The sequence below is a fragment of the Pseudobacter sp. genome (assembly GCF_051955275.1).
Lineage (GTDB): Bacteria > Bacteroidota > Bacteroidia > Chitinophagales > Chitinophagaceae > Pseudobacter.
The window spans coordinates 1-24,582 of the sequence record NZ_JBQCGW010000223.1 but is presented as its reverse complement, the minus strand read 5'-3'; the positions used below and the strand labels follow the sequence as shown (position 1 = coordinate 24,582).

Annotated in this window: 16 protein-coding genes; 5 read left to right on the top strand and 11 right to left on the bottom strand. The window is 49.7% G+C overall.

Annotated elements, in window-relative coordinates; translation table 11 throughout:
• Together ACTHMC_RS19685 and ACTHMC_RS19680 are read right to left on the bottom strand one after the other, a co-directional pair.
• The coding region (locus tag ACTHMC_RS19685) for a hypothetical protein (RefSeq protein WP_440415690.1) at positions 1 to 352 on the bottom strand (352 nt) is incomplete at its 3' end.
• A 46-nt stretch (positions 353 to 398) separates the two neighbouring features.
• Complete coding sequence (locus ACTHMC_RS19680; protein ID WP_440415688.1) at positions 399 to 1,427, bottom strand: DUF4421 domain-containing protein; 1,029 nt, start codon at positions 1,425 to 1,427, stop codon at positions 399 to 401.
• 87 nt (positions 1,428 to 1,514) lie between these two features.
• Here ACTHMC_RS19680 and ACTHMC_RS19675 point away from each other — a divergent pair, with 87 nt between their 5' ends.
• On the top strand, positions 1,515 to 4,070 hold the full coding sequence (locus tag ACTHMC_RS19675) for a hypothetical protein (RefSeq protein WP_440415686.1): 2,556 nt from the start codon (positions 1,515 to 1,517) through the stop codon (positions 4,068 to 4,070).
• A 129-nt stretch (positions 4,071 to 4,199) separates the two neighbouring features.
• Here ACTHMC_RS19675 and ACTHMC_RS19670 read toward each other — a convergent pair whose 3' ends face one another.
• The 9 genes from ACTHMC_RS19670 to ACTHMC_RS19630 form a co-directional block, all read right to left on the bottom strand.
• Positions 4,200 to 5,447, bottom strand: coding sequence for a glycoside hydrolase family 71/99-like protein (locus ACTHMC_RS19670; RefSeq protein ID WP_440415685.1), 1,248 nt, complete (start codon positions 5,445 to 5,447; stop codon positions 4,200 to 4,202).
• A gap of 10 nt (positions 5,448 to 5,457) precedes the next feature.
• A complete protein-coding gene (locus ACTHMC_RS19665; protein WP_440415683.1) occupies positions 5,458 to 6,429 on the bottom strand; it encodes a family 43 glycosylhydrolase in 972 nt (323 codons plus the stop codon).
• Positions 6,426 to 7,412: a family 43 glycosylhydrolase gene (locus ACTHMC_RS19660; protein WP_440415681.1), complete on the bottom strand. Its 987-nt coding sequence runs from the start codon at positions 7,410 to 7,412 to the stop codon at positions 6,426 to 6,428. Before ACTHMC_RS19660 ends, ACTHMC_RS19665 begins: the two co-directional genes overlap by 4 nt.
• Positions 7,413 to 7,423: 11 nt before the next feature.
• Positions 7,424 to 8,572 (bottom strand): hypothetical protein, encoded by a 1,149-nt coding sequence (locus ACTHMC_RS19655; protein ID WP_440415680.1) that lies wholly within the window; start codon positions 8,570 to 8,572, stop codon positions 7,424 to 7,426.
• Positions 8,573 to 8,608: 36 nt separating this feature from the next.
• Entirely contained in the window at positions 8,609 to 9,925 is a 1,317-nt protein-coding gene (locus ACTHMC_RS19650; protein WP_440415678.1) for a glycoside hydrolase family 71/99-like protein, read from the bottom strand.
• On the bottom strand, positions 9,922 to 10,635 hold the full coding sequence (locus ACTHMC_RS19645) for a DUF3823 domain-containing protein (protein ID WP_440415676.1): 714 nt from the start codon (positions 10,633 to 10,635) through the stop codon (positions 9,922 to 9,924). Before ACTHMC_RS19645 ends, ACTHMC_RS19650 begins: the two co-directional genes overlap by 4 nt.
• Before the next feature lie 18 nt (positions 10,636 to 10,653).
• On the bottom strand, positions 10,654 to 12,489 hold the full coding sequence (locus ACTHMC_RS19640) for a RagB/SusD family nutrient uptake outer membrane protein (RefSeq protein ID WP_440415674.1): 1,836 nt from the start codon (positions 12,487 to 12,489) through the stop codon (positions 10,654 to 10,656).
• Positions 12,490 to 12,509: 20 nt separating this feature from the next.
• Positions 12,510 to 15,656 (bottom strand): SusC/RagA family TonB-linked outer membrane protein, encoded by a 3,147-nt coding sequence (locus ACTHMC_RS19635; protein ID WP_440415672.1) that lies wholly within the window; start codon positions 15,654 to 15,656, stop codon positions 12,510 to 12,512.
• A gap of 118 nt (positions 15,657 to 15,774) precedes the next feature.
• Positions 15,775 to 17,994 (bottom strand): GH92 family glycosyl hydrolase, encoded by a 2,220-nt coding sequence (locus tag ACTHMC_RS19630; RefSeq protein WP_440415670.1) that lies wholly within the window; start codon positions 17,992 to 17,994, stop codon positions 15,775 to 15,777.
• Between the two features lie 457 nt (positions 17,995 to 18,451).
• Between ACTHMC_RS19630 and ACTHMC_RS19625 the strand changes: the two genes are divergently transcribed.
• From ACTHMC_RS19625 to ACTHMC_RS19610, 4 genes are all read left to right on the top strand, one after another.
• Entirely contained in the window at positions 18,452 to 19,378 is a 927-nt protein-coding gene (locus tag ACTHMC_RS19625; RefSeq protein ID WP_440415668.1) for an ABC transporter ATP-binding protein, read from the top strand.
• 5 nt (positions 19,379 to 19,383) lie between these two features.
• Entirely contained in the window at positions 19,384 to 21,705 is a 2,322-nt protein-coding gene (locus tag ACTHMC_RS19620) for a Gldg family protein (RefSeq protein WP_440415666.1), read from the top strand.
• Between the two features lie 10 nt (positions 21,706 to 21,715).
• Complete coding sequence (locus tag ACTHMC_RS19615; protein ID WP_440415664.1) at positions 21,716 to 23,017, top strand: MutS-related protein; 1,302 nt, start codon at positions 21,716 to 21,718, stop codon at positions 23,015 to 23,017.
• A 148-nt stretch (positions 23,018 to 23,165) separates the two neighbouring features.
• A complete protein-coding gene (locus ACTHMC_RS19610) occupies positions 23,166 to 24,482 on the top strand; it encodes a MutS-related protein (protein WP_440415662.1) in 1,317 nt (438 codons plus the stop codon).
• Positions 24,483 to 24,582 lie beyond the last annotated feature (100 nt).

Genomic DNA, 24,582 nt, shown 5'->3' with positions numbered 1-24,582 from the left:
CATCCTTTACAAAAGTGAAAGGGAGGAAGGCAACTTTATTATGATGTGCTTCCATATTTCCGGCAGCAGTTTTTTGCGAAGCACCGCCTGCAGCGGGTGGAGCCGTTGGCCTGTTGAACACCTCTATCCTGCCACTGGCATAAGTGATCTTCAGTATCTCCGCTTTTTTGATGCTGTAAGTAAGACTTTCACCGGCATAAGAGAATACAATTGCAGAATCATTGATAGCCTGCACTTTTCCGGTAAGCTCATCACCGGTTATTTTAAGTACTACATCATTTTTGCCGCCTTGCCGCGCAAAGCCCATTACACTGAGTAACAGGAGGGATAACAGTCCGGTTAATTGTTTCATACACGAAAGATTATGGTTTGATGGGAGACTCTTTAAAATTAAAGAATCATTTAATACCAATCTTGTCAGTAATTGTTTCTATTGGCTTTTTAATCCAGGAAGGTGCATTCAGGCGGAAACCCACTACCAGGTGAAAAACGCCCTGCCCTTTCTCCACTGTTACGTTACTTTCCTGCTCCCGGTAAGCAGATCCTGCAGAGCGCATATAGATACCTGTGAAAAACCGCTTGCTGTTATAGCCGATCCCCGCCCGCGCATCGAGCCGGAACATAAAGTGCCGTTCATTTTCTGAAGTCCTGTAGGTTTCATAACGGCTGGTAAGCCTGGTGAAGGTATACCCTGCCGCAGGTGTCAGTCCCAGCGCCAGGTAGAACTTCTGCTTCCACACGAAATTATAATGATAACCGGCTCCCAGCAACACTTCAAAGTTCCTGCCCTTTTGTACAGGTGCACCAGGCTCAGGTACCGTCTTATTTTCATTGATATTATATTTATAATAGAGCACCGGGATGAAGCTGCCCGCACTCTTCAACTGTCTTTCAGATTGTGTGATGCTGGCATTCACGGAAAAATCAGGATTGAAATTATACGCCGTGCTGCCTTCATACTGTGTTAACACCAGGTCAGGGAACTGAATGTAGGGAGAATCCGCCGTCCAGCCGGGCAGAAAATCTTTCGTGTTCTCCAGGTAGTAGCCCCGGGTGCGGTTCCACGACAGATTCTGCATCCAGTGCCTGAAATTGAAGCCCAGGCTAAATCCTTTGCTGCTGGTTTTTCCTTTTAATGCATCGTCATTATTACCATTAAGAAATCTGGGAACGAAGCGGATGCCAAATGATATGAAGCGGTAACTGAAGCCCAGCCTGGTGGCCGATTCGGCATTCGGACTGAGGCTGATAGCAAGCCCCGGAGTAGTTACTCCAATGGTCTCGAGGTCCGAGCTCTGCGTGAGTTTGAGCGTTACCATATCTCCCAGTGCCTCGATTTTCCGGGACACAGGAATGGTGTCCACGGCTGCGCGTAAAAGGCAGGGAAACATGCACACCATCATCACGGAAAGCAGGAGGCTTCGCATATTCAAATATAACTTCTTAGCGTTGCAACTTCGCCACAACAAAATGAAAGTTTGACCTATGTTAAACTTTTTTTAGATTTGAATCAGATGCTGCGAACCATAGTAATATCATTGATTATCATTTTCTTTTGGCTACCTGCTTTCAGTCAGTCCTTTGGTCTGCAATTCGCCAGCCATGAGACTGTTCAGGAGAAAAGAACCTCCTTCAACCTTACCCCTGGTAAGTCCGTTTGTTTTGAAGAGAACACCGACCTGCGCTTCGATTTCATGCTCCGTTCCAATATGCCCGTATATTTCGGGTACCTGCTCCGCATTGTTACGGACCAGAACAGGAATATCGATATCGTTTACAATGAACGCCAGCGGCTGCTCAATTTCATCACCGGTGAAAAATACATCAGCGCGCCCGTGGACTCCCTGTCCGCCTTCGATCAATGGAACCAGGTGATCTTGCGTTTCAACCGGAAAGACAGGTCCGTTGAATTCCTCATCAATAACAAGAGTCTCGGCTCCAGCCATACAGAATCGGAAAGTCCACTCTGCTGCCGCATCATTTTCGGCGCCAACGACCTGCCGGGTTTCCAGACTGCAGATGTTGCCCCATTCCTCATCCGTGAGGTCAGGATCACCCGGAATGATAAGCTCCGCTATCATTTTCCGCTCAATGAGCTGGGTGGGAACGAGGCCACGGAACAGGTGGCGGGAAGAAAATACATCATCAGCAACCCGGGCTGGATCGCGCCGATGCACCAGTACTGGAAAAAACTTTACAGCACCCGCACCAGCTCCGTGCCGGCCCTGGCCTTCAATAAGGAACGGGATGTCCTGTATATCATCTCCGCCGATTCCCTTTACGAATACTCGCTCAAGAATGATGCCCTCCGCACCATCCGTCTTTCTGAAAAAAGAAGATCGATGGCCTATGGAAACCAGGGTATTTATAATGAGATCGATAACAAACTGTATAATTTTTATATCGATGAGCATGCCGTCAGCGTGTATGATACCCTGCAAAACAGGTGGGACAAGAGTTTCAGCAGTGATCCCCTCACCGTTTTCTGGCAGGCCAATAAATTCATTTCCTCTGCCGATTCCTCTTTGTACACGGTGGCAGGGTATGGACAGCTTCAGTATAAGAACCTGATCCAGCGTTATCATTTCAATACAAAACGCTGGGATACCATCCAGCCGAAGGGTGATTTTTTCATGCCCCGCTACCTGGCGGCCCTCGGCGTGAACGCCAAAGGTGATACAGCGTATATACTTGGAGGTTATGGTTCAAAAACCGGCGACCAGATGCTGAATCCCCGCCATTCCTACGATCTTCTGGCATTTGATGTGCGGAATAAACAATTCACCAAACTCACAGAACTGAAAGAACCGGAGCATCCCTTCTGTTTTTCCAACAGCCTGATCCTGGAACCAGGCACCGATAATTATTATACGCTCATCTATCCCAACGACCGCTTCAACTCAAAGCTGCAGCTGATCCGGGGACAATTGCATGCACCCGGTTACGAACTGATGGCGGACACCATCCCCTACCAGTTCCTGGATGTGGAATCATTTGTGGACCTGTTCTACAGCCCTGTATCAAAAAAGCTACTGGCAGTTACCCTGCATACCAATAAAGACAGTGCTACTGACGTACAGGTATACACGCTCAATTTTCCACCCAATAAAATGCTGGCTCCCGAGGCGCCCGGTAATTCCGCAAGCAGCAGTACCTGGCTTTATATAGCAGGTGGCGTTTTCCTGGCAGCTTTAGCAAGATGGTGGTTCATGAAGAAAAAGAAACCCTCCACAGGAAGAGATCTCAGTCAGCCTGCAACTGTACCGGTCCCCGTTGCAGATGCAGCAACAATTGCAGCTGCTCCGCTCCTGCACCAGGCGCCGCCAATAGCCCCTGCTATCGATACGGCAGGCATTTACCTCTTCGGGCAATTTGAAGTATTGAATAAGGAGAAACAAGCGCAGACTGCCCTCTTCTCTCCGCTTCTGAAAGAATTGTTCTTACTGATCCTGCTGCATACCTGCAAGGATGGGAAAGGCATCAATCCCGAAAAGATACTGGAGATGCTCTGGCCCGACAAATCCTCCAAGGATGCACGCAATAATTACCAGGTGAATATCGCCAAGCTGAAAACAGTATGTGAGAAGATAGGCGGGATCAATATCAGCCGTGATGGCGGCCAGCTAAGGCTGCTCGTTGAAGAAGAGAATATCTTTATCGATTACAGGAAGTTCAGTGAGCTTACCAGCGGGCAGTATATGATCAATAATCAGTATGTACTGAGCCTGCTGGAACTGATACAACGGGGAGGATTTCTTACACAACTGCATTACAGCTGGTTGGATGATTATAAATCAGAAGTATCCGGCATCATCAGCGATATCTTTGTCAAATACGCTACCACAGCGGATCCCGAGACCAATGCAGAACTTACGCTTCGCTTTGCCAATGCCGTGTTCCTCTTTGATCAGCTCAATGAAGAGGCACTGGTGTACAAATTGAAAAGCCTGATGCAACTCGGCCGTCATGGAATGGCTAAAGACAGTTTTTCCAAATTCGCCAAGGAGTACAAAGAGAATTACGGAGTGGACTTTGAAAAGACCTTCGTTCAGATCACCGGAAACTCCTGATTACTTTCGCAGTACCCTGTCGCTCGCGTCCCCGCGAGTGACTTCTATTCCGTGGCATCCGGCGACACGGCGCTTGCCGGAGACGGGCAAATATTCCTCACTCGTCAGAGACGAGCGAGTGGTCCCCGATTATTTAACGGCCGTTGGTTTGGCCGGTGTGAGCGCTATTTCTTTCTTCAGCATCTTACCGCCATCGCCGGCAAGCCGCATATAATAATCGGAAGAACAGGCAGTGCCATCTTCATCCAGCGTCAGGAAGTTGGAGCCGGCAGGTACCCAATCCTGGGTCTCAGCTGTTTTAGCGATCTGGTTGCCCTCATTGTATTCATCGAACATACTCACATAAATTCCCTGACTTCCGGCGCGGATCATATTATAGAACTGGCGCCACATGAACTCTCCGTGCACGCGTTGTCTTTCCTGCAGATCACCGGGCATTACGCAGGGTTGGTAATCGATCCCATTGGCCTTGCAGAAAGTTACATCGGGAGCATTGGTCTGCACCAGGAAATTATCCGAGTCCACGATCTTGCTCATACGGCCCACCATCCAGGGAGAAAGCATATTGAAATTCTTGTACACTTCTATGAACCCCGGGCGGCTGTCGCTGTTCTGGCTGCGCCAATGCGTAGGCACGCCACCGATCACGTAACATCCCTGTTCTTTGAACCATTTGATCACATCGATGCAGGTGGCAGCAGGCCATGGATGGTTGTTATCATTGAAACCGAAGCCCCAGATGCAGACCACCGGTTTACCGTTCTGTTTCGCATATGCGGAAGAGTTAGTATACTGCTTCATCTTGTTGGTCCAATCCGTTTTCATTTCCGTCTGCATATTGTTCCAGCCACTTGCATCGTACATGATATAGAATTTGCGGCCGTACTTCTCAGCTGCCGTTTTCACTTTGGCGGTAACGGCATCGCGGATGCCGCCTTCGATACCATTGGGATTGAAGCGCTGCAGGGCGGCACAGTCCAGGTTGTATTGTTTCATCCAGCTGAAATGGATATCAACGGTCTGGTCATCATAGTTGGAAAAAAGATGTGCAGGCTGTCCGTTATTGAGGTCGGCCCATCCGGTGGCATAGGTCTTTGTGTAATCGCGTACATCCGGCCAGCTCTTGATTCCGTTATTGGTGGACGAAGGGAGTTTGCCCCAGTCCTGTGTCCAGTGCCAGTACATATTGATGGGGCCTCCATCGCCGTTGGCGGCAAACCAGCCCTGGTAGCCAACTGTAACCTTGCCTACCACATCGCCAACGGGCGAGGGCCATTCCTTTTTTTCTTCGGGTTCAGGGGTATCTCCACTTTTGGAGCAACTGAGCCAGGTGCTACCCAGCAACAGAAGAAGAATATGGTTGAATCGGATCTGCATATTGTTTGGTTTATTTTTTTCCGGCCGTCTGCACCACTTTTCTGATGAGGCCATTGTCTGTGTAGCTCAGCTTGTCCGCGCAGATACTGCGCAGCCAGTCGTGTTTGGATCTTGAACTGTTATGATAGAAGGCATACCACTGTCCTTTGTATTCCACGATGGATCCGTGATTGGTATAGCTGTCGGTGGGATCCATGTAAATGCCGCGGTAGGTCCAGGGGCCCAGCGGGCTGGTGCTGGTAGCGTATCGCATGCGGTTGTGAAGATTGCCTTCATCATGGTTATCGGAATACGAGAGATAATAAGTGTCATTGCGTTTGTGCACCCAGGCTGCTTCATGAAAGTCAACGAGGCCAGTCATATTCTGCATGCTGCCATCGATCTCCATCATATTGTCTTTGAGCCGGCCGCCTTTGCAAACGCCGCCGCCGCCCTGGTAGAAATAGGCTTTACCATCTGTATCCACAAATACGCAGGGATCGATGAGGGCATCCAGTCCGGGAATATAGCCCTGCACGGTGAAGTCACTGGCAGGCCTGGAACTGGTGGCCACGCCGATCTTCCAGGTGGTATTCCATTCCGTACCGCTGGGGTGCGGAAAGTAGAAATAGTAAGTGCCGTTTTTGAATGCGCAGTCGGGCGCCCACATGAAGCCGCCTTCCGGCCGGCCGAAGGGCACCTGGCTGGCGCGCAGGATTTCGCCATGGTCCGTCCAGTTGATCATATCATCTGTGCTGAACACATGGTACTGGTCCATCAGATCGCAGCCACGTGGTGGTTCAATATCATGTGAGGGGTATACGTACAAGCGACCATCCGCCCAAACATGGGCGGATGGATCAGCTGTGTACATATGGGTAATGAACGGATTCCTATGCTCTTTCTCCCAGCGGTCAACGGGTTTTTCCGCTTCGCCCTTTTTGGAAGAGCAGGAAGAAAGAAGCACAACCAAACCTGCAGCTATCGAGAAAACTGATTTCATGGTTTAGGTTTTACACCACTGGTCTGCTCCACTTTTTTGATGGTACCGTCTTCATTGTAGTAGAGCTTGTCTACACAAACGGACCGGAGCCAGTCGTGATTACTTAATACACTGTTATGATAAAATGAGTACCACTGTCCTTTGAACTCCACAATGGAACCGTGGTTGGTATAACTGTCTGTGGGGTCCATATAAATTCCCTGGTGTTTCCAGGGTCCCAGCGGGCTGTTGCTGGTAGCGTAACGCATGCGGTTATGTTTTCCATCCACATCGTGGTTATCGGAATAAGAGAGATAGTAAACACCATTGCGTTTATGTACCCAGGTGGCTTCATGGAAATCTTCCAGCCCTTCCATTTTTTTCAGTTCACCGTCCACTTCTATCATATTGTCTTTGAGCTTGCCTCCCTTGCAGGTGCCGCCGCCGCCATGATAAAAATAAACCTGCCCGTCGTCATCGGTGAACACACAGGGATCGATCATGGGATCGATGTCTTTGATATAACCGATCACTTTGAAATCGCTGGCTGGTTTCTTGCTGGTGGCCACTCCTATCTTCCAGGTGGTATTCCATTCGGTACCACTGGGGTGCGGGAAGTAGAAATAGTAAGTGCCGTTTTTGAATGCACAGTCCGGCGCCCACATGAAACCTCCTTCCTTGCGTCCCCAGGGAACCTGGCTGGCGCGCAGCATTTCACCATGGTCTTTCCAGTGCACCATATCATCCGTTGAGAATACATGGTACTGGTCCATCAGGTCGCAGCCGCGGGGTGGCGCAATATCATGGGAAGCGTATACGTACAGGCGGCCATCGGCCCACACATGTGCAGATGGATCAGCCGTATACATATGACGGATAATGGGATTGCCTTTGGGCTTGTCCTTAGTGAATCCAGGCAGCACTACAGCAGCCACGCTCAGGGCCAGGATCCCGGAGGCAATAAACAGTATAAGTTTTTTCCAGTAAAAATTATTTTTTCGCATATTCATCATTGTTATGGTTTCTCTACCAGCCTCAGGTCATCGATGGCTACCGTAAGCGGAGCTGTATGGGATTTATCTTTTGTCCAGAAATAGATCCTGAAAAAGTTGAAAGCAGCCAGGTCCGGGCCATTGTCACCATTGGATTCTGCGGCATCCGACCAGTTGAGGGTCATTTCATTCCAGCCTGATTTCAGGTTGGGGATCATGGGCCCGAGGTTCCAGGAGTATTCCTTTTTATCGGATTCGCCGGAGCTGGTGAGCTCTATCTGTCCGTCGTCTTTCAGCAGGCTTGCATCAGACAGGTAGAACCAGAATTTGAACTGACCGTTCGCTTTTGTAAGGCCAGCATTCAGTGCTGCCGGGCGTTTGTAGATGAAGTGCATATAATCTTCATTCAGTGCGATAGCGGATTTGAGGCTGGCTTCGCCTTCTTTCCTGCTGGTTTTGTCTACGCTCTTTGGGCCTACGATCTCCCAGTTGGTATCTGCATCGCAGTTGGCGAACGACTCATTCACTTTAGGACGCTGGCGGAACCTGAGATCATCGATAGCGATGGTAACATCGGGATGCGCCTTGTCTTTCGTCCAGAAATAGATCCGGAAGAAATTGATGGCGGCAAGGTCCGGACCACCATCACCGGAAATATCAGCCACGGCGAAATTGAGTTTGAGCTCATTCCAGCCAGGTTTCAGACCGGGGATCAACGGTGCCAGGTTCCAGGAGTATTCCTTTTTGTCGGACTCTTTGGAGCTGGTGACTTCTATCTGTCCATCCGCTTTCAGTTGTGAAGGATCGGACACGAAGAACCAGAAAACGAACTGGCCGTTCTCGCGTGTGAGCTTGGTGTCTACGGTAGTTGGGCGTTTCTTGATGAAATGGCAATAGTCTTCGTTGGTAACGATGGCCGTTTTGAGACTGGCTTCCCCTTCTTTCTTACTGCCTTTATCCACGGCCCTGGGGCCGGTGATCTCCCAGTCGGCATCAGCGTCTGCGGGATCGAAGCCCACCATGGTGGGATCGGGTGGCGGTCCCGGGTCTACGGGTTTGGGCTTCAGGCCGCTGGTATCCCTGGATGAGTAATCATCAGCTTTCTGGCATCCTGCAATGGTCAGTCCCAACAGGAGCAGGTATGTTGCCATGATCGGTTTAAAATATTTCATTTCGTATCAGTTTGAGTTTACGAATACTGTTTACAGTTAGTTTCTTACCGGTTTGGCGCGGGTATATCCGGATGCGCCATGGAACCAGTTGGCACCCTGCCCGGTTAGCCAGAGATAGTAATCCGATGTAAGGTCATTTTCGATGCCTCCGAATTTCAGGCCGTCATTTCCGTTCAGCGGGGTGTTCTTTTCCAGTGCTGTTTTGAAGATGGCGGTGCCTTCATCGATCTCATCGAACATGGCCACATAGAGTGAATGTGCGCCTGCATCCTTTGCACCGAAGATCTGCTGCCAGAGAAAATCTCCTTTCAGTCTTGGGATCTGGTAGTAAAGGCTGGCATCCTTGTGCATATTGGCCCAGCTGAAGCCAGGGAATACAAGCGGGATATAATCCACCTTATTGGATTTGCACCACTGGATATCATCGTACACGTTTCGCGCATTGTACTGTTGAGAATTGTAGCGGCCCACTGCCCAGGGCATCACGATATCACATTTTTTGATGAGCTCATGCAATGCGGATGACTTTTCAGTATCTGATCCCAGGGTGCGCCAGTAGTAAGGCACGCCCAGCATGATGGAATATTTGTTTTCCTTTCCCTTGATACTGTCTACCAGTTTGCTCACATCGGCAATGCTGTACTTGCGGTTGTCATTGAAGCCTACGCCCCAGATGGTGACCAGTGGTTTGCCGTTGTGATAGAGATAGGCAGGCTGTTTCTTGTTGTCGTTGAGGCCATAGAGCTTTTGCAGTTCCCGCCAGTCGTCAAGCAGGTAATGCATGTCGGAGCTCTGGCTGCCACTGAGATCATACATCACGCTGATGGCGCGGCGGTATTTGGTAGCGGCCTTCAGGGCATGCGAGAGCACGGTATTGAAATGCCTTTTCCCGGAAGCATTGGTGGCTTTCACTTCTCCGAGGAATCGCTGCATGTGCACACCATCGATACCATAGTCTTTCATCCATTTGAAATGCAGGTCCACGCTTTCTTCATCGAATGGGCTGTAGAGATAAGCGTCTGATCCATCACCAAATTTGAACGGGCTCTTGTAGCGCTTAGTGTATTCCGTTATATCAGGCCAGAAATCCACATTGGTATTGCCCGGGTAGAATCCACCCTGTCCCTGGTAATGGTACCAGCCGCGGTTGGATCCATCGCCTTCAGCGGCAAACCAGCCCTGGTATCCGGCCATCACCAGCTTGTTGTAAGACTTGAAGAACAAGCCGGTTGTGTCATATGCTTGCCCCATATCACCCGGCTTGTCTTCGTTCCCTTTTTCTACATTGCTCTTCGAGCATAGTGCCAGCATTGGCGCTATTCCCAGCAAAGCCAATGTCAGTTTCCTTATCATTGTTGCGGTACTTTAATTTCTATGATATTGCTCAGATTGGAGCTCTTGTAACTGTCGTTGAAGCGAACGCCTGCCCTTACATAAAAGATCCTTCCGGGTATCATGTCTTCGATCACGATCTCGCGGTGTTTGTCGGCAGGGGTCATATCAGCCCACTCCTTGTTCACCACAGTTTTCTTCAGATCAGAGAATTCAAAGATGGAAGCACCCGGACCTACCATGCTGGTAGTGTTCACATATGGCTGGATCTCACTGATTGTTGGTAAACCTGCTTCTACGGGAGCCGTGATATCGAAGCTGAGCGTGAGTGTTTTTCCATTCAGCGTAGCAGTGAAATTGGTGAGCTCCGTGTAAGGTGTGAGCTCAAAATCCTGCTTTGTGGTTTTATCGATATCTATCTCAATTGGCAGTACAGGCCAGAACGCACCACCATAGGGTGTTACGCGGTAATGACCTTTGAAGAGCTTTGAATTCTTGTAAGTGCCATCGATCTTGCTGGGGATCTCCTGTGGAGCAGGAGTTTCGCTCCAGCTCAGTTGTTCCAGCTTTACCTGAATGCTGCCTGTGGCGGTCTGGAAATTATTCTTGGTGCCAGCCACCAGCAGATTGCCTTCCAGCGAAGCGTTGGGACCATCCAGGTTATCCTTCTTGAGGCAGGAAGTGAATCCCAATACCATCAGAAGGCCCGTCATTGTTATCAGCTGTTTCATATCTCGTAGCATTTGATATTAGTAATTAGGATTGTTTGGATAGAGATTGGGATTCTTGGCCAGTTCGCCGCCGGGGATCGGTTCGTAGTATGATCTCTTTTCGAAGTTGAAGTTGCGGCCGAAAGTTTCCTGCTCTCTGAGGAAGATGTACTTGTTCTCATCGAAAACATAGTAAGGCAGCAGGCCCCTGAATCGCTGGTTGTTCAGGATCACATCGGCTGTGCGCCACCTGCGGATATCCCACCAGTAGTGATTCTCGAATGCGAGCTCTTTACATCTTTCATTCCTTACTTCCTCCACATCCACATCACCCAGCGAAAGCGTTGCACCGCCAGCTCTTTCGCGAAGCAGGTTCAGGCAGGTGAGCGCATCATCAGGTCTGCCTGTTTCCACTGCTGCTTCTGCACGGTTGAGCAACACTTCTGCATAACGGAATTCAATCCAGTGTGTAGTGCTTGTGAATAATGCCACTTCAGACTGAGGTCGTCTGTAATCGATGTATTTCCTTACATAGAACCCTGTTCTCGTATATTGGTCACCGGAAGTTGAGATGCCTGTCATACCGATCACCTGTTTGCCATTGTAAAGAGCATCAGTACCACCTGCAAGGATATGTGAACGTGCATTATCAGGCTTTGCAATTTCAGCCGCGGCAGTGCCGGTGAAACTCGGGTAGATCCCCCGTTGTACATCGAATTTCAGTCCGCGCAGGGTGGAACCGGGGAAGTAAACAGTGGCCAGCAGGCGGGGTTCCAGTCCCTGGAACACTTCAGAGAGATCGTTGTAGCGTTTGGGGGTTCCGTCAGGGTTAGTCACCTGCAATTCACCCCAACGCTCTACCAGTTCCAGCGTAGGATAAGCACGGCTTAATCCGTCAGCTGTCATGAAACGCGGAGAGAAAGTGGCATCCCAGCTGTGCGCGCTGTTTCCGGGAATGGAGTAATCGCGCACCAGGATATTCTCCGGACTGTCATTGTCCAGGAATGTCATGGCATAGTTGAGCTCTTTGTTGGGGTTCTTCTGATAGAGAGAGAATTTACCTTCCAGCAGTTTGGCTGCATCCCATGCTTTATTGAAGAAGCCTTCAGCCTTGTCGGCAGTAATGCCTACAAAGCCCTGTGCCCTGGCATCGCCTTCCACAAAATTCACGGAGCCATAGCGCGCAATGGAACTTGCATAGAGCATGGCCCTTGACTTGAGGGCTGCCGCAGCATACTTGCTGGCGCGGCCGCTCACGCTGGTTTCCGTCATCATAGACCAGGCTTTGTCCAGGTCATCTCCTATAAGGTTCCAGCATTCTTCTTCCTTGTTGCGTGGCATCTGTAATTCTTCGATGCTTTGTTGCGGGAAGTTCTGCACCACTGTGATATAGGGAACGCCGCCATATCTTTTCACGAGCGCGAAATAATAGTAGGCTCTTAGGAAATAAGCTTCGCCGAGTAATTCATTCACCCTGTTGCCAGGGAATTTATCGGAATATTTAGGCAGTGTTTCAATGAAATAATTCACCGCCCGGATATCGCCGTAAGGCCAGTAGCCGAATCCTCCGGCAAAATCAAGTCCACCCCAGGGGCCCGACATTTCACCAATGCCTGCACCGAGATGCCAGAAATGTTCCCACTCGTGGTGGAGGTTGAAGCCTGACTGTCCGTCACGTCCGGCAGGCCTGTAAGAGAAATCTTCGATCGGCAGTTTCCGGTACACCTGCGCCAGGTAGGTATTGATACCGGCTTCATTGCTGAAGATCTGATCATCTGTAAGCACGTTCACCGGCTTCACATCCAGCTTGTGGCAGGAGCTCACAACCAACAGCAGCGCGATGAGTGTGCAATAAAATTTATGTAAGGTTTTCATCCGTAATATTTTTCGTTGAATCAAAATGTGATGCTCGCTCCCACGTTGAAGGTCCGGTTAAGCGGGTACTTGTATCCTCCCAGTCCATACTGGAAACCTGCATCCGGTTGCTGACCGGGGTGCTCGGGATCACTGTTTTTAAGTTTGGTGAAAGTGAGGAGGTTGTAGGCATTCACATAGAACCTGCAGTTCTTCACGTAGATCCTGCGCAACAATGTCTGCGGCAGTGTGTAGCCAAGCTCAACGGATTTGAGACGAACATAGGATCCATCCTGTACGGCCTTGGTTCCTTCAGGTTTTGGAGAGCCCATGGCAGGATATTTACCGGGCACCCATTGTGTATTCGGGTCAAACACATTGTCCTCGGGGTTCACCGTATGCCAGCTGTTGAGGAACTGTGTGAGCGCACTGCGCTCGTACATGAGTGGTTCCAGGAACTGCTCTTCATACATGATGTTCACACCGGTAACACCTGCAAAGAGGGCAGTGAGGTCGATGCCCTTCCAGGTAGCGCCGATAGTAAGGCCAAAGTTCACGAGCGGAATATCGCGGGTGGCGATGGGATGGTCATCCCTTCCATCGATCACACCATCTTCATTCCAGTCCTGGTAGTAATAATCACCAGGGATCACATTGTTATTTCCACCACCTGTATTGATCTTATGGTTGTAGATCTGCTGATAGCTGCCGAACTGACCTGCATAATCCTTACCCCACCAGATATTGGTGAAGCGGTTGCTGCGCTGGTTTCTCCAGTTCTCATATTCATTCCCTGCGCGGCCCTGTGTTACATCCAGCATTTGTGTGCGGGCCTGGCTGAAGTTGCCGGTGATATGGATGCCCACATCTTTGATCCGGTTGCGGTGGGTCAGTTGAAGTTCCCATCCCTGTGTTCTGTCGCCATCCAGGTTTTCCTGCGCCAGCTCGATGCCTGCGGTACCGGGGATGGCCACAGTTTTACGGGCAGGTAATCCTTTACGGTCTCTTCTGTATACTTCCACTACCGCGTCCAACTTGCCATTGAGTGTTGTAAACTCGAGGCCGATATTGGAAGTATGCGCTGTAAACCAGGTCAGATCAGGGTTAACGGCATCACGCATAGCGGATCCTTTGATGAACTGGCCATTGAACATATAACCATAGATACTGTTATCGTTGGGGTTGATGGTAGGATAATTGAACCCACTGATATACTGGAAGGCAGTGGTGCCATCATCACCGGTAACACCGAATGAGCCCCTGATCTTAAGGTTAGAAAGATATTTTGGATTCACGATCTTATCGAACCATGGCTCCTTGCTCACAACCCAGCCGGCAAAAAAACCAGGGAAGAAACCCCACTGACTGGCGCCGGGTTTGTATTTATTGGAACCATCGTACCGGAACGTGAATTCAGCAAGGTACTTGCCTCTGAAATCGTAAGTAGCACGTCCCACAACTGCTTTGGTCACCACTTCGCTTACACCATTGGGATAGGTACCGCCGATCTGCCTTTCATCTTCCCCGCCAAACAGGTAATCGATGGGCAGGTTCATGTTACGGGAAGCAAAGATGTTGTCTCCTTTCGAATGGCTCTCTTCAAAGAGTACCATACCAGTAACATTATGATCATCGAACAAAGTATTCGCGTAGTTAAGTCCCAATTGGGAAAGCGTAGACTGGTTGTTATAGTATTGTCTGAGCAGGTTGGGTGGATTGCCCACAACAGAAGGATTGTAAGTATCCGTGCCAGGTGAATAGGTGTAAAGTGTGTAAGATTTCTTGTACTCTGAGTTATCGTCGATATTGTAACCGAAGTTGAACATACCTCTTGCTTTCAGGCCTTTCACGTAAGGGATATCGTATTCAAGGCTGAGCTGTGATTGCACGTTCTTCTGCGTTCTTTTTCTGAAGCCTACTTTATCGGCATCCGTGATCACCAGCGGATTGGCATTCTCATCTATCACAGCAGGATAAAGGGGGTTATTGTTGGCGAATGCCTGCTTGATGGGGATCATGCTCCAGGTGTATTTGAACAATGTCCACATTTCCTGGTAGGGCTGGTATTTCTGATCTATATGGCCGCTCACCAGTGCCTGTGCACGCAGGCTGTTGGTGATCTTCAGGTTGATATTGGAGCGGAAATTCCAGCGGTCGTAGTTGATATCATTTGTTTTCAGTACACCGTCCTGCTTCATGTAACCAACGTTGAAGAAGTAAGAGGCTTTATCCGTACCGCCGCTGATATTGAAATTATGCTGAACCTGCGGGGCGGTTTTATTGAAAGTGGAACCGATCCAGTCAGTGGCCTGGAATCGTCCTTCCAGCCAGGGCAGCATGTCTTCATAAGAATAAGCGGGATTGTCGTTACCCATGAAGTTATTGGCGAAAGAGCGCTTGGCCTTTTCGTTGGTGAGCATCATATAATCCAGCGGGCCTACGCCTTCAGGCATTCCGAGGAATTGCTGCATGGCCAGGTTCACGGAATAGTTGATATCGAATTTGCCGTTCTTGTTACCTTTTTTGGTTGTAATGAGGATCACACCATTGGCAGCACGAACACCATATACAGCTGCTGCAGCGTCTTTGAGGATGGACACGCTTTCAATTTCATTGGGGTCCATCTTTTCAAATCCTCCGCGGGGAACGCCATCGATCACTACCAGTGGCGCAGCGCCGAAACCGCGGATATCATAGGTGTTCTCGTAGCCACCGGGCTCAGCAGTGCGCTGTACCATACGGAGGCCGGGCACTTTACCGGTGAGCATGTTCACCACACTTTCGTTCTTGGTCACCACCAGCTCGCTGCTTTTCAGCTGCGACACCGATCCTGTGAGGGTGGCTTTTTTCTGAGTGCCATAACCTACCACCACAACATTCTCCAGGCTGGAGTCCGCAGCGGAAAGGGTTATGTTCACCATTGTTCGGTTTCCTATATTTTCGGTGACAGAGCGCATACCCACGTAGGAGAAAATGAGTTGTGTGGTTTGTTGCGGCACCGTGATACTGTAAATACCTTCTGAATTGGTTGTAGCAGAGATCTTGCCTGTGCCAGATGCCACAGTTACGCCGCTGAGCGGTTGGCTGTTTTGTGCATCAGTTACTTTACCTGATATTGTTTTCTGTTGCGCCACGGCAAAGAGCGGGGCAAAACACAACAATAGCAGTGCATATCTGAGAATTTTCATAATACTTTGATATAAGAATTAAAGGATCAATGACATAAGCAGTGTCTGAAATCAGCGCTGGTAGCGCGTTATGGTGGCAGCAAAGGGTTTTCGAATGGCATAGCAGCAGTTTTTCGGGTTAATTAAAAAGTTTGTTTGGTTTGGGTCCCATCTCCAGCTCGAGGATTCCTCCATTTATCAGGTCCTGGTGTGAGAACCAAAGGGTATGTAATGGTTTTCCGTTCAGTTTTGCTTTCTGAATGTATTTGTTCACCACGGAAGCATGGTTTGCTTTGAGGATGAATTGTTTTCCGTTGGTGAGCCTGATAGTTATTTTGCTGAACAACGGGCTGCCGATGGTATACATGGGCGTACCGGGGGTAACGGGATAGAAACCCATGGCAGAGAATACGGCAAAGGCGCTCATACCTCCCCCATCTTCATCACCGGGAATACCGAATACATTATCTCCGAACCAGGCATCCAGCAAAAAGCGTATACGCTTCTGCGTTTTCCAGGGAGAATTGGTGTAGTTGTAGAGATAAGGGATATGGAAGCTGGGCTCATTGCCCATGGAGAACTGTCCAACGTTGCCGGTATGATCAGGAAAGGTGGCCCAGAATTCATATTTGGACCTGCCGAGTCCTTCGCGGAAAAGATTATCCAGTCTTGCTTCGAATTTGTCTTTCCCTCCCATCAGCTCTATGAGTGCGGGGATATCCTGCTGCACCTGCCAGAGATAGGTGTAGCCATTGTTCTCATCGTAGTAATCCCTGCCGCCGGGGCCGCCGGAGAATTTCGGATCGATATCTATCCAGTTGCCTTTATCGTCTTTTGGAAGGAAGAATTGCTTTTCCGGATGCCATAGATTGGTGTAGTACTTACTTCGTTTCAGGAAGAGAGCGGCATCATCTTTTTTATTGAGATCGGAAGCGAGCGCTGAAAGAGCCCAGTCGTCGTAACAATGTCCGAGTGAGATGGCCACGGCCTGGCGTTTCTCGAAGTGGTGCACTTTCGGCTCGGTTTCTTTTTCTCCGGGATGCAGGGATGGAAAATATCCATTTTTATAATAGAAATCGTCCAGCGATGTTTTGGGCCCGTTGACCCAGGGGATCATGGTGGCATCGGTAGCATTTTTCTTCATGCCTTCATAAGCAGTATTGATATCAAAATTGGTGATGCCTTTCCGGTAAGCATCCAGGATGGATATGGAGGAATGGAACCCGTTCATACAGGCATGATCTCCGAAGAGAACGGGGAAAGTAGGCATCCAGCCGCTCTGCTGGTACATGCGGACGTAGCTCTGCATCATATCCGCTTCCTGTTCAGGGTTGAGGATGATACGGAGCGGGTGATGGGCCAGGTAAGTATCCCATGCCCAGTCGTCTGTGTAGAAGGTACGGTCATCTTTATGCACCTGTTTGTCGAACCCGCTGTAATAGGACCCGTCTTCAGTGATGTCCACCATCCTTTCATAACAACGGTAGAGGGAGGTGTAGAAACTTCTTTTCTGTGCCGTGGTGCCGCCTTCCACCTGGATCTGCGAGAAGGTCCTGTCCCAGATCTGCCTGGCGAGTTGCTGCATGGAGCTGAAGTCCTGCCCTTTGAGTTCATTATTGAAATTCTTTTCAGCCTGCTCAGGGCTGATAAAGCTGATAGCATACTGGAAGTTCACCTGGGTGGTTCCTTTCGGGAAGCGGATAAATGCTTTTGTATTGTTTCCGGAAATGGAATTCCTGATTTCTGTTTTTCCATTTTCAAAGGTTCCGGGGGTACCGGTGATATTGAATTTTCCGTAGAGGAATACTTTGATATCGTTGTGGTACACTTCTATACCGGTGAGCTCCTTGCCGGAAAAGTTGTACTGATTTGCGCCGTTATTATAGTTACTGAAGAGAATGGAGGGCTCGGTGCCTGCCGGGAAACTGAACCGGAAGATGCCGGTCTTTTTACCCGGGGTGAAATCCAGGGTGATGTCTTCATCGATGAGGTAGGTGCTGTAAAACCAGGGGAGACTGGTCTCCAGATCGTGGTCCCAGGTCTGAGGCTGGCCCCATAATGCGGCATTAACAGGCTTAACAGACGGCTTAATGGCAAAAACCTGTCCGAGGCGATGGCTTACCAGGGTGAGGGGGAAGGAACTGATCTGGTCATCGAAATTATCTTTCCGCTGGGGGGTGAACCGGATAAGCTGGTTGGGAAGATGGGTAAGCGGGCGGGTAGGTTCCAGTAACTGGCCTACGTTACCGATACGGGGATCTATATACTGAAGATTGGAAACGGATTGACCTTTTGCCCAAAAGCTCAGGGCAAAAAGGGAGAAGCTGAGGGCCGACTTCAGGAACAGGGCTAATCTCATGTAGCAGTGGTTCTGGTTTTAAATGCTTGGTACGAGACCGGTCAGCTACATGGGAATAATCCCCGGAAGGGAAAATCCAATTTTCATATAGCAATGGCATCGTTATCGTCAGCAAAATACCCTCAGGGCATTAACAGGGCTCTTAACAAAGCACTTAATAAGCTCATAATGCCGAAAAAAAATTCAAAATAAACGGAAGTATTAGCTTTTTTGGCAATTTACCCCCCCATTTCTTTTTATCACACGTCAATATTTTACAATCTGCATTTTATCGGGGACCACACGCTCGCCTCCGGCGAGTGAGGAATATTTTTTCGCCTCCGGCGAATGCAGAACCCGCCAGAGGCGAGCAGATAAAAGTCACTCGCGGGGATGCGATCGACTGGACACTGCGAAAAAAAGCATACCACCCTGCTATTGTCTGAACCAAAACCCATTCATTCATCACATACTTATTATGAGTACTATTCTAAAAATCGAGAAGCTCTCACACAGGTACAGCAGTTCCTGGGCTATCAGGGATATCAACCTGGAGATCAACCAGACTGGTGTGGTTGGCCTGCTCGGCTCCAACGGCGCAGGAAAATCCACCACCATGAACATCCTCTGCGGAGTGCTGAACCAGACAGAAGGTTCCGTTCATATCAATGGAGTGGATACCCGGCAAAACCCACTGGAAGCGAGGAAAGACATCGGCTTCTTACCCCAGAACCCGCCCCTGTACACCGATCTGACCGTGGATGAATTTCTGGGTTACAGCGCAGAACTGAGGATGATCCCCAAACAAAGGATCAAAGCGGCGGTGAACGAAGCCAAAGAACGCTGCGGCATCGCGCATTTCAGCACCAGGCTCATCAGGAACCTCTCCGGTGGTTACCGCCAGCGCGTAGGCATCGCCCAGGCCATCATTCATAAACCACAACTGGTAGTGATGGACGAACCCACCAATGGTCTCGATCCCAATCAGCTCATTGAAGTGAGAAAACTCATCCGTGAGATCGCTACCGAACATACCGTATTGCTCAGTTCGCATATCCTCTCTGAGATCCACCTGCTCTGCCGGGAGGTAGTGATGATCGAAGGCGGCAGGATCATCTTCTCCGATACCATGGATGCTTTCAACAATTACGTGCAGCCACAGAGCGTGCTCACCCGGATGGAAACACCTCCCAATGCTGAAGAACTGAAAAAAGTAGCTGGTGTTACCCGTGTAGAGTTCCTGTCAGACAAGCAGGTGCGTATTTACTTCGAAGGTGATGAAGAGATCACGGAAAGGCTGATCGCAGCCAGCATCCGTAATGATTGGCGGCTTCGTGAGATCAACCTTGACAAGAGCCTGCTCGATGATATTTTCAAACAATTATCTACACAATCCCATTCATAAATCATATGATATTCAAAGTTGCTAAAACCGAACTGCGCAACCTCTTCTACTCACCCGTAGCCTGGTTCCTAACCATCGCCTTCATGGTGCAATGCGCTGTTTTCTATTGCGGCACCATCACCACTGGCTCCAAATGGCAGGACGTGATGATGGAGAACAGCCCTGAGTTCAAAAACTGGGGCTTCAGCCTTACTGCCGGCCTCTTCCTGGGTCAGGGTGGTATCTTCGACACTGTTCTTCATAATCTCTTCCTGTTCGTTCCCCTGCTCACCATGGGGCTGATCAGTCGCGAGATGAACAACGGCACCATCAAACTGCTCTACTCTTCCCCCATCAGAACAAGGGATATCGTGCTGGGGAAATACCTGGCCATCATGCTCTATAACCTGCTGCTGGTGCTGATCCTGGGCATCTTCATGATCTCCTCGCTCTTCAATGTTAAAGATGCCGACAGCGGCCTGCTCGGCGCAGCCGTGCTGGGTTTCTTCCTGCTGATGTGCACCTACACCGCCATCGGCCTGTTCATGAGCAGCCTCACCACCTACCAGATCGTTTCCGCCATCGGCACTTTCATGCTGGTATTTGTACTGGACCGCATCGGAGGCCTCTGGCAGCAATATGATCTTATAAGAGATCTCACTTACTTCCTTTCCATTTCCGGAAGGACCAGCAAAATGCTGATGGGACTCATCACCACCAATGATGTGATGTATTTTATACTCATAGTGGCCATGTTCCTCTTCTTCACTTACTTCAAACTGAAAGGCGCCCGCGAGATCAAACCCTGGTTCGTAAAGGCCAGCAGGTATACAGCCGTGGTAATAGTAGTGGTAGCCATTGGTTATTGCTGCTCAAGGCCCGCTTTCATCGGTTACTGGGATACTACGCGCGATGATGTGAATACCATACACCCCAATACACAACAGGTAGTGAAGGAACTGGGTAAAGACCCGATGACCGTAACGCTCTACTGTAACCTCCTGGGTGACGGCAGCGGCAAAGGCTTCCCGGCCGGCCGCAATGAATACATGTGGGTGCTCTGGGAAAAATACCTGCGTTTCAAACCCGATATTGAATTCAAGTATGTTTATTACTATGATCAGGCAGACGGCGACAGCACCCTTTTCCAAAGATTTCCCAATAAGACGCTCAAAGAAATCGCCGCCCTGATGGCAGATGGAAGCAGTGAGTCCTTCGGAAAATATTTGGCCCCGGAAGAGATCCGCAAACAGATAGATCTTTCCAAAGAAGGTTACCGCCTGGTGATGAAGATAGATTACAAAGGCAAGAGCACTTTCCTCCGCACTTTCAACGACAATGTTTTCTGGCCGGAAGAAATGCAGGTTTCAGCCGCTTTGAAAAGATTATTGCAGGATAAGATGCCTTCCGTACTCTATACTACCGGCAACCTGGAAAGGGATATTCATAAATCCGGCGAACGTGAATACAAACTGCATTCAACTGCCATCGGTAACCGCTCCTCACTGGTGAACCTGGGATTTGATGTGGATACAATTTCGCTCGACAACAGGGAAGTACCTGCCGGTACCAGCATCCTTGTACTGGCCGATCCCAAAACAGCGCTCAGCCCTTTAATGCAGAGCAGGGTGAACCAGTTCATCGCCAGTGGAGGCAATATGATGTTCCTCACTGAACCCGGAAAACAACAAATGCTCAATCCCATCCTTCAGCCCCAGGGCCTGAACCTCATGAACGGTACACTGGTGCAACTGAGCAAGAATGAAATGCCGCATATGCTTGTTCCCTACACTACCCTCACAGGAGCAGACATGGCGGATGAACAGCTGCTCATCAAACTGAGAAAGAGCAAAGGGAAAGATTCTGTTCGACTGGTTTTCCCCGGTGCAGCGCCCATTTCCTGGCAGGACAGTGGCAGTAACTGGACCGTAAAGCCCATCATGCTCAGCACTCCGGGAGCAGCATGGCTGAAAACTGGTCACCTGGTAACAGATTCGGCGGCCCCTGTATTCAGCCCGAAGGAAGGTGATATCCGGATGAATTCCTTCCCTGTAGCCGTTCAGATGTTCCGTAAGCTGGGAGAGAAAGAACAGAGGATGATAGTATTCGGCGATGCGGATTTCATGAGCACGCTCAGAGGTGGTGGAGATTATATCGGCCGCGCTGCATTCAGCTGGCTGAACAATAACAATTTCCCCATTTATGCCCCAAGGCCGACGCCCATCGATAACCTGCTGACCATCAGTAACCCGGCAGCCAAAACCATGGAGATCATTTATACCTGGGTTCTGCCGGCAGTTGTGCTTATATTCGCTATCGTATTGCTCATCCGCCGTAAACGACAATAAAAAACATATCATGATCCTACAAACTGACGAGCAAACCATCGATGACCTGAGGCTGTTCGGAAAACGCGACAGTGGTGGCATCTATGATCTCTACAACCACACGCATACACGGGGTGGTGAAAAGATCCTGGAAGAGATGTTCCGTAATCCGCTCTCAGAAAAGGCTGCCATCAATCAGCGCGCAGGTATTATCGGGAACTTCGCCAAACTCAAACTGGCATTCCCATTCAATGCTTCCCTCTTTGATATGGCAGAAAAATACCTGGTTTTCGCAGATGCACATGCGAAAGCAGGAGGCCCGCAACAGGCACTCAGTGAAAAAGATATCCAGAATGGCGTAAGCGCTGTGATAGAGCTGATGCAGGCCACCAGACAGTTTATCGGAAAGCCTGAGATTGCCGGCATCCAGGAATGGAGCTATGAAAGAAATGGCATCGATGCTTTGCTGACCGATGCTGCCTTCGAGCCCGTTTTCAAGGAACAGGGAAAGAGCAAACTGGCCTACTCCGCCGTATCTGCCTATGACCTGTTGTTCCGCACGCGTGAACGCAACAAGGTGGAAAAACTGATGGCCCATTTGTATTATCTGGATGTCTATCTGAGTGTTGCCAAAGTATCTGTTGACCGGAATTTTATCTTCCCAAAAGCGCTGGAAAAAGGCAGTAACCAGTTGAAACTGGAAGGTGTATACCATCCCGAACTGAAGAACCCTGTTCCTAATAATGTGGAGATGAATGCATCCCACAATGTGATCTTCCTCACCGGAGCCAATATGGCGGGTAAGTCTACTTTCCTGCGTGCATTGAGTACAGCCGTTTATATTGCGCATATGGGATTCCCGGTGGCGGCAAAGAATATGGAATTTTCGGTTATGGATGGCATTTATACCACCATCAACCTGCCGGACAACCTGGGTATCGGCGCCAGCCACTTCTATGCAGAAGTATTACGGGTAAAGAAAGTGGCGGCAGCGCTCAGCAGTGGCAAGGCGCTCTTCATCATCTTTGATGAACTCTTCCGCGGCACCAATGTAAAGGATGCGCACGAGGCTACGGTTGCCATCACAATGGCCTATGCCGCAAAAAAGACCAGCATGTTCATCATCTCTTCCCATATCGTGGAAGCAGGCGACCAGCTGAAACAGGCTCCCAGCATAGATTTCCGTTTCCTGCCCACCCGGATGAACGGGCATACGCCGGAATACACCTATACCCTGGAGAGCGGCATTACGGAAGACAGGCACGGGATGATCATCATCCGCAATGAAGGCATCCTGGATATTCTGAAGAACGGACGCAAACGCGCAGTGTGACCGATTCACAGAGAGCCGCAGTCACTCGCGTCCCCGCGAGTGACAAATGTTCCGTCGCCTCTGGCAACACGGTGTTCGCCGGAGGCGAACCAATAGAAGTCACTCGCGGGGACGCGAGCGACTGGTACACCTTGAAAAAAACAAGACTATGAGTTTTAGTATAGACAGGCAAACCATGGATGAACTGAACCTGCTCGGAAAATTCCGGCAAGGCTCTGTTTACCATTTGTTCAACCATGTGAAAACAAGAGGCGGAGAGCGTTTGCTGGATGAAATGTTCCGCACGCCTTTGCAGGATGCTGCCGCCATCAACCAGCGCAGCAGCATTTTCCGTTTCTTCCAGGAAGCCAGGCTCAGTTTCCCGATGGATGTTGCCCAGTTGAACATCATGCGGGAATACCTGGATGGCGGCGCTTCCAAAAATGCAGTGACAGTGCTGGCAGGCACTTACCTGATGAAAGTCCTGAGCAGCCTCACACGTGATGAACGCTACCGGAAAATAGTGCAGGGCCTGCAGGCTACCATCGTAACCCTGAACAAGTGCTACGCCATCATCCTGCTGCTGGAGCCCATGGGTGGCCCGTTTGCGGAACGAGTGCAATCAGCCAAAGCCATCCTCAATGAGCCCGAACTGGAAAAGCTCCGCAATACGGATATTTATAAAGACCTGCCCGTATCTACCCTGGCGCATTACGAGCACCTGCTGAAAGGCCGGCTCTCGCAAAAGCTGGAAGCCATCCTGGATTTCATTTACGAGCTCGATCTGAATATCGCCATCAGTTCAGTGGCAGCGGCAAAAGGATTCACTTATGCCAATGCATTGCCTAAGGAAAAGAACATTTTCTCAGCGAAGGAATTGCGTCACCCCTGCATAGATAAAGGCGTGGGCAATGATTTGCTGATGAAAGAGCATAGCAATGTGATCTTCCTCACCGGCGCCAATATGGCCGGCAAATCCACCCTGATGAAATCAGTGGGCATCGGAATGTATCTCGCGCATATGGGATTCCCCATTGCTGCCAGCAGTATGGAGTTCTCGGTCCGCGAAGGGCTTTACTCCAGTATCAATGTGGCGGATAATATCAGCCTTGGTTACAGTCATTTTTACGCAGAAGTGGTACGGGTGAAACAGGCCGCTGAAGCGGCTGCCAGCGGCAAGCGCCTGCTGCTGATGTTCGATGAACTGTTCAAGGGTACAAATGTGAAGGATGCTTTCGATGGGACCCTGGCTGTTACGGAGGCTTTTGCAGAATATGAGGATTGTATTTTCATTGTGAGCACCCATATCATTGAAGTGGGCGAAGCACTGAAGGATACACCGAATATCCAGTTCGTTTTCATGCCAACGGTGATGGAAGGATCGAAGCCGCGTTATACCTACCGGTTACAGCAAGGCATTACGGAAGACAGACAAGGTATGATGATCATCCGGAATGAAGGCATACTTGAAATTATCAACCAGTAATATTTACCCGGAGAGTGCCCAGTCTCTTGCGTCACCGCGAGTGACTTTTATTCCGTCTCCTCCGGCGACACGGAGTTCGCCGGAGGCGAGCGACTGGGCA

What these genes read in the sequence shown, in the direction of transcription:
- ACTHMC_RS19680 (WP_440415688.1), bottom strand. Translation starts at nt 1,427, where the DNA reads ATGCGAAGCCTCCTGCTTTCCGTGATGATGGTGTGCATGTTTCCCTGC.
- ACTHMC_RS19675 (WP_440415686.1), top strand. Translation starts at nt 1,515, where the DNA reads ATGCTGCGAACCATAGTAATATCATTGATTATCATTTTCTTTTGGCTA.
- ACTHMC_RS19670 (WP_440415685.1), bottom strand. Translation starts at nt 5,447, where the DNA reads ATGCAGATCCGATTCAACCATATTCTTCTTCTGTTGCTGGGTAGCACC.
- ACTHMC_RS19665 (WP_440415683.1), bottom strand. Translation starts at nt 6,429, where the DNA reads ATGAAATCAGTTTTCTCGATAGCTGCAGGTTTGGTTGTGCTTCTTTCT.
- ACTHMC_RS19660 (WP_440415681.1), bottom strand. Translation starts at nt 7,412, where the DNA reads ATGCGAAAAAATAATTTTTACTGGAAAAAACTTATACTGTTTATTGCC.
- ACTHMC_RS19655 (WP_440415680.1), bottom strand. Translation starts at nt 8,572, where the DNA reads ATGAAATATTTTAAACCGATCATGGCAACATACCTGCTCCTGTTGGGA.
- ACTHMC_RS19650 (WP_440415678.1), bottom strand. Translation starts at nt 9,925, where the DNA reads ATGATAAGGAAACTGACATTGGCTTTGCTGGGAATAGCGCCAATGCTG.
- ACTHMC_RS19645 (WP_440415676.1), bottom strand. Translation starts at nt 10,635, where the DNA reads ATGAAACAGCTGATAACAATGACGGGCCTTCTGATGGTATTGGGATTC.
- ACTHMC_RS19640 (WP_440415674.1), bottom strand. Translation starts at nt 12,489, where the DNA reads ATGAAAACCTTACATAAATTTTATTGCACACTCATCGCGCTGCTGTTG.
- ACTHMC_RS19635 (WP_440415672.1), bottom strand. Translation starts at nt 15,656, where the DNA reads ATGAAAATTCTCAGATATGCACTGCTATTGTTGTGTTTTGCCCCGCTC.
- ACTHMC_RS19630 (WP_440415670.1), bottom strand. Translation starts at nt 17,994, where the DNA reads ATGAGATTAGCCCTGTTCCTGAAGTCGGCCCTCAGCTTCTCCCTTTTT.
- ACTHMC_RS19625 (WP_440415668.1), top strand. Translation starts at nt 18,452, where the DNA reads ATGAGTACTATTCTAAAAATCGAGAAGCTCTCACACAGGTACAGCAGT.
- ACTHMC_RS19620 (WP_440415666.1), top strand. Translation starts at nt 19,384, where the DNA reads ATGATATTCAAAGTTGCTAAAACCGAACTGCGCAACCTCTTCTACTCA.
- ACTHMC_RS19615 (WP_440415664.1), top strand. Translation starts at nt 21,716, where the DNA reads ATGATCCTACAAACTGACGAGCAAACCATCGATGACCTGAGGCTGTTC.
- ACTHMC_RS19610 (WP_440415662.1), top strand. Translation starts at nt 23,166, where the DNA reads ATGAGTTTTAGTATAGACAGGCAAACCATGGATGAACTGAACCTGCTC.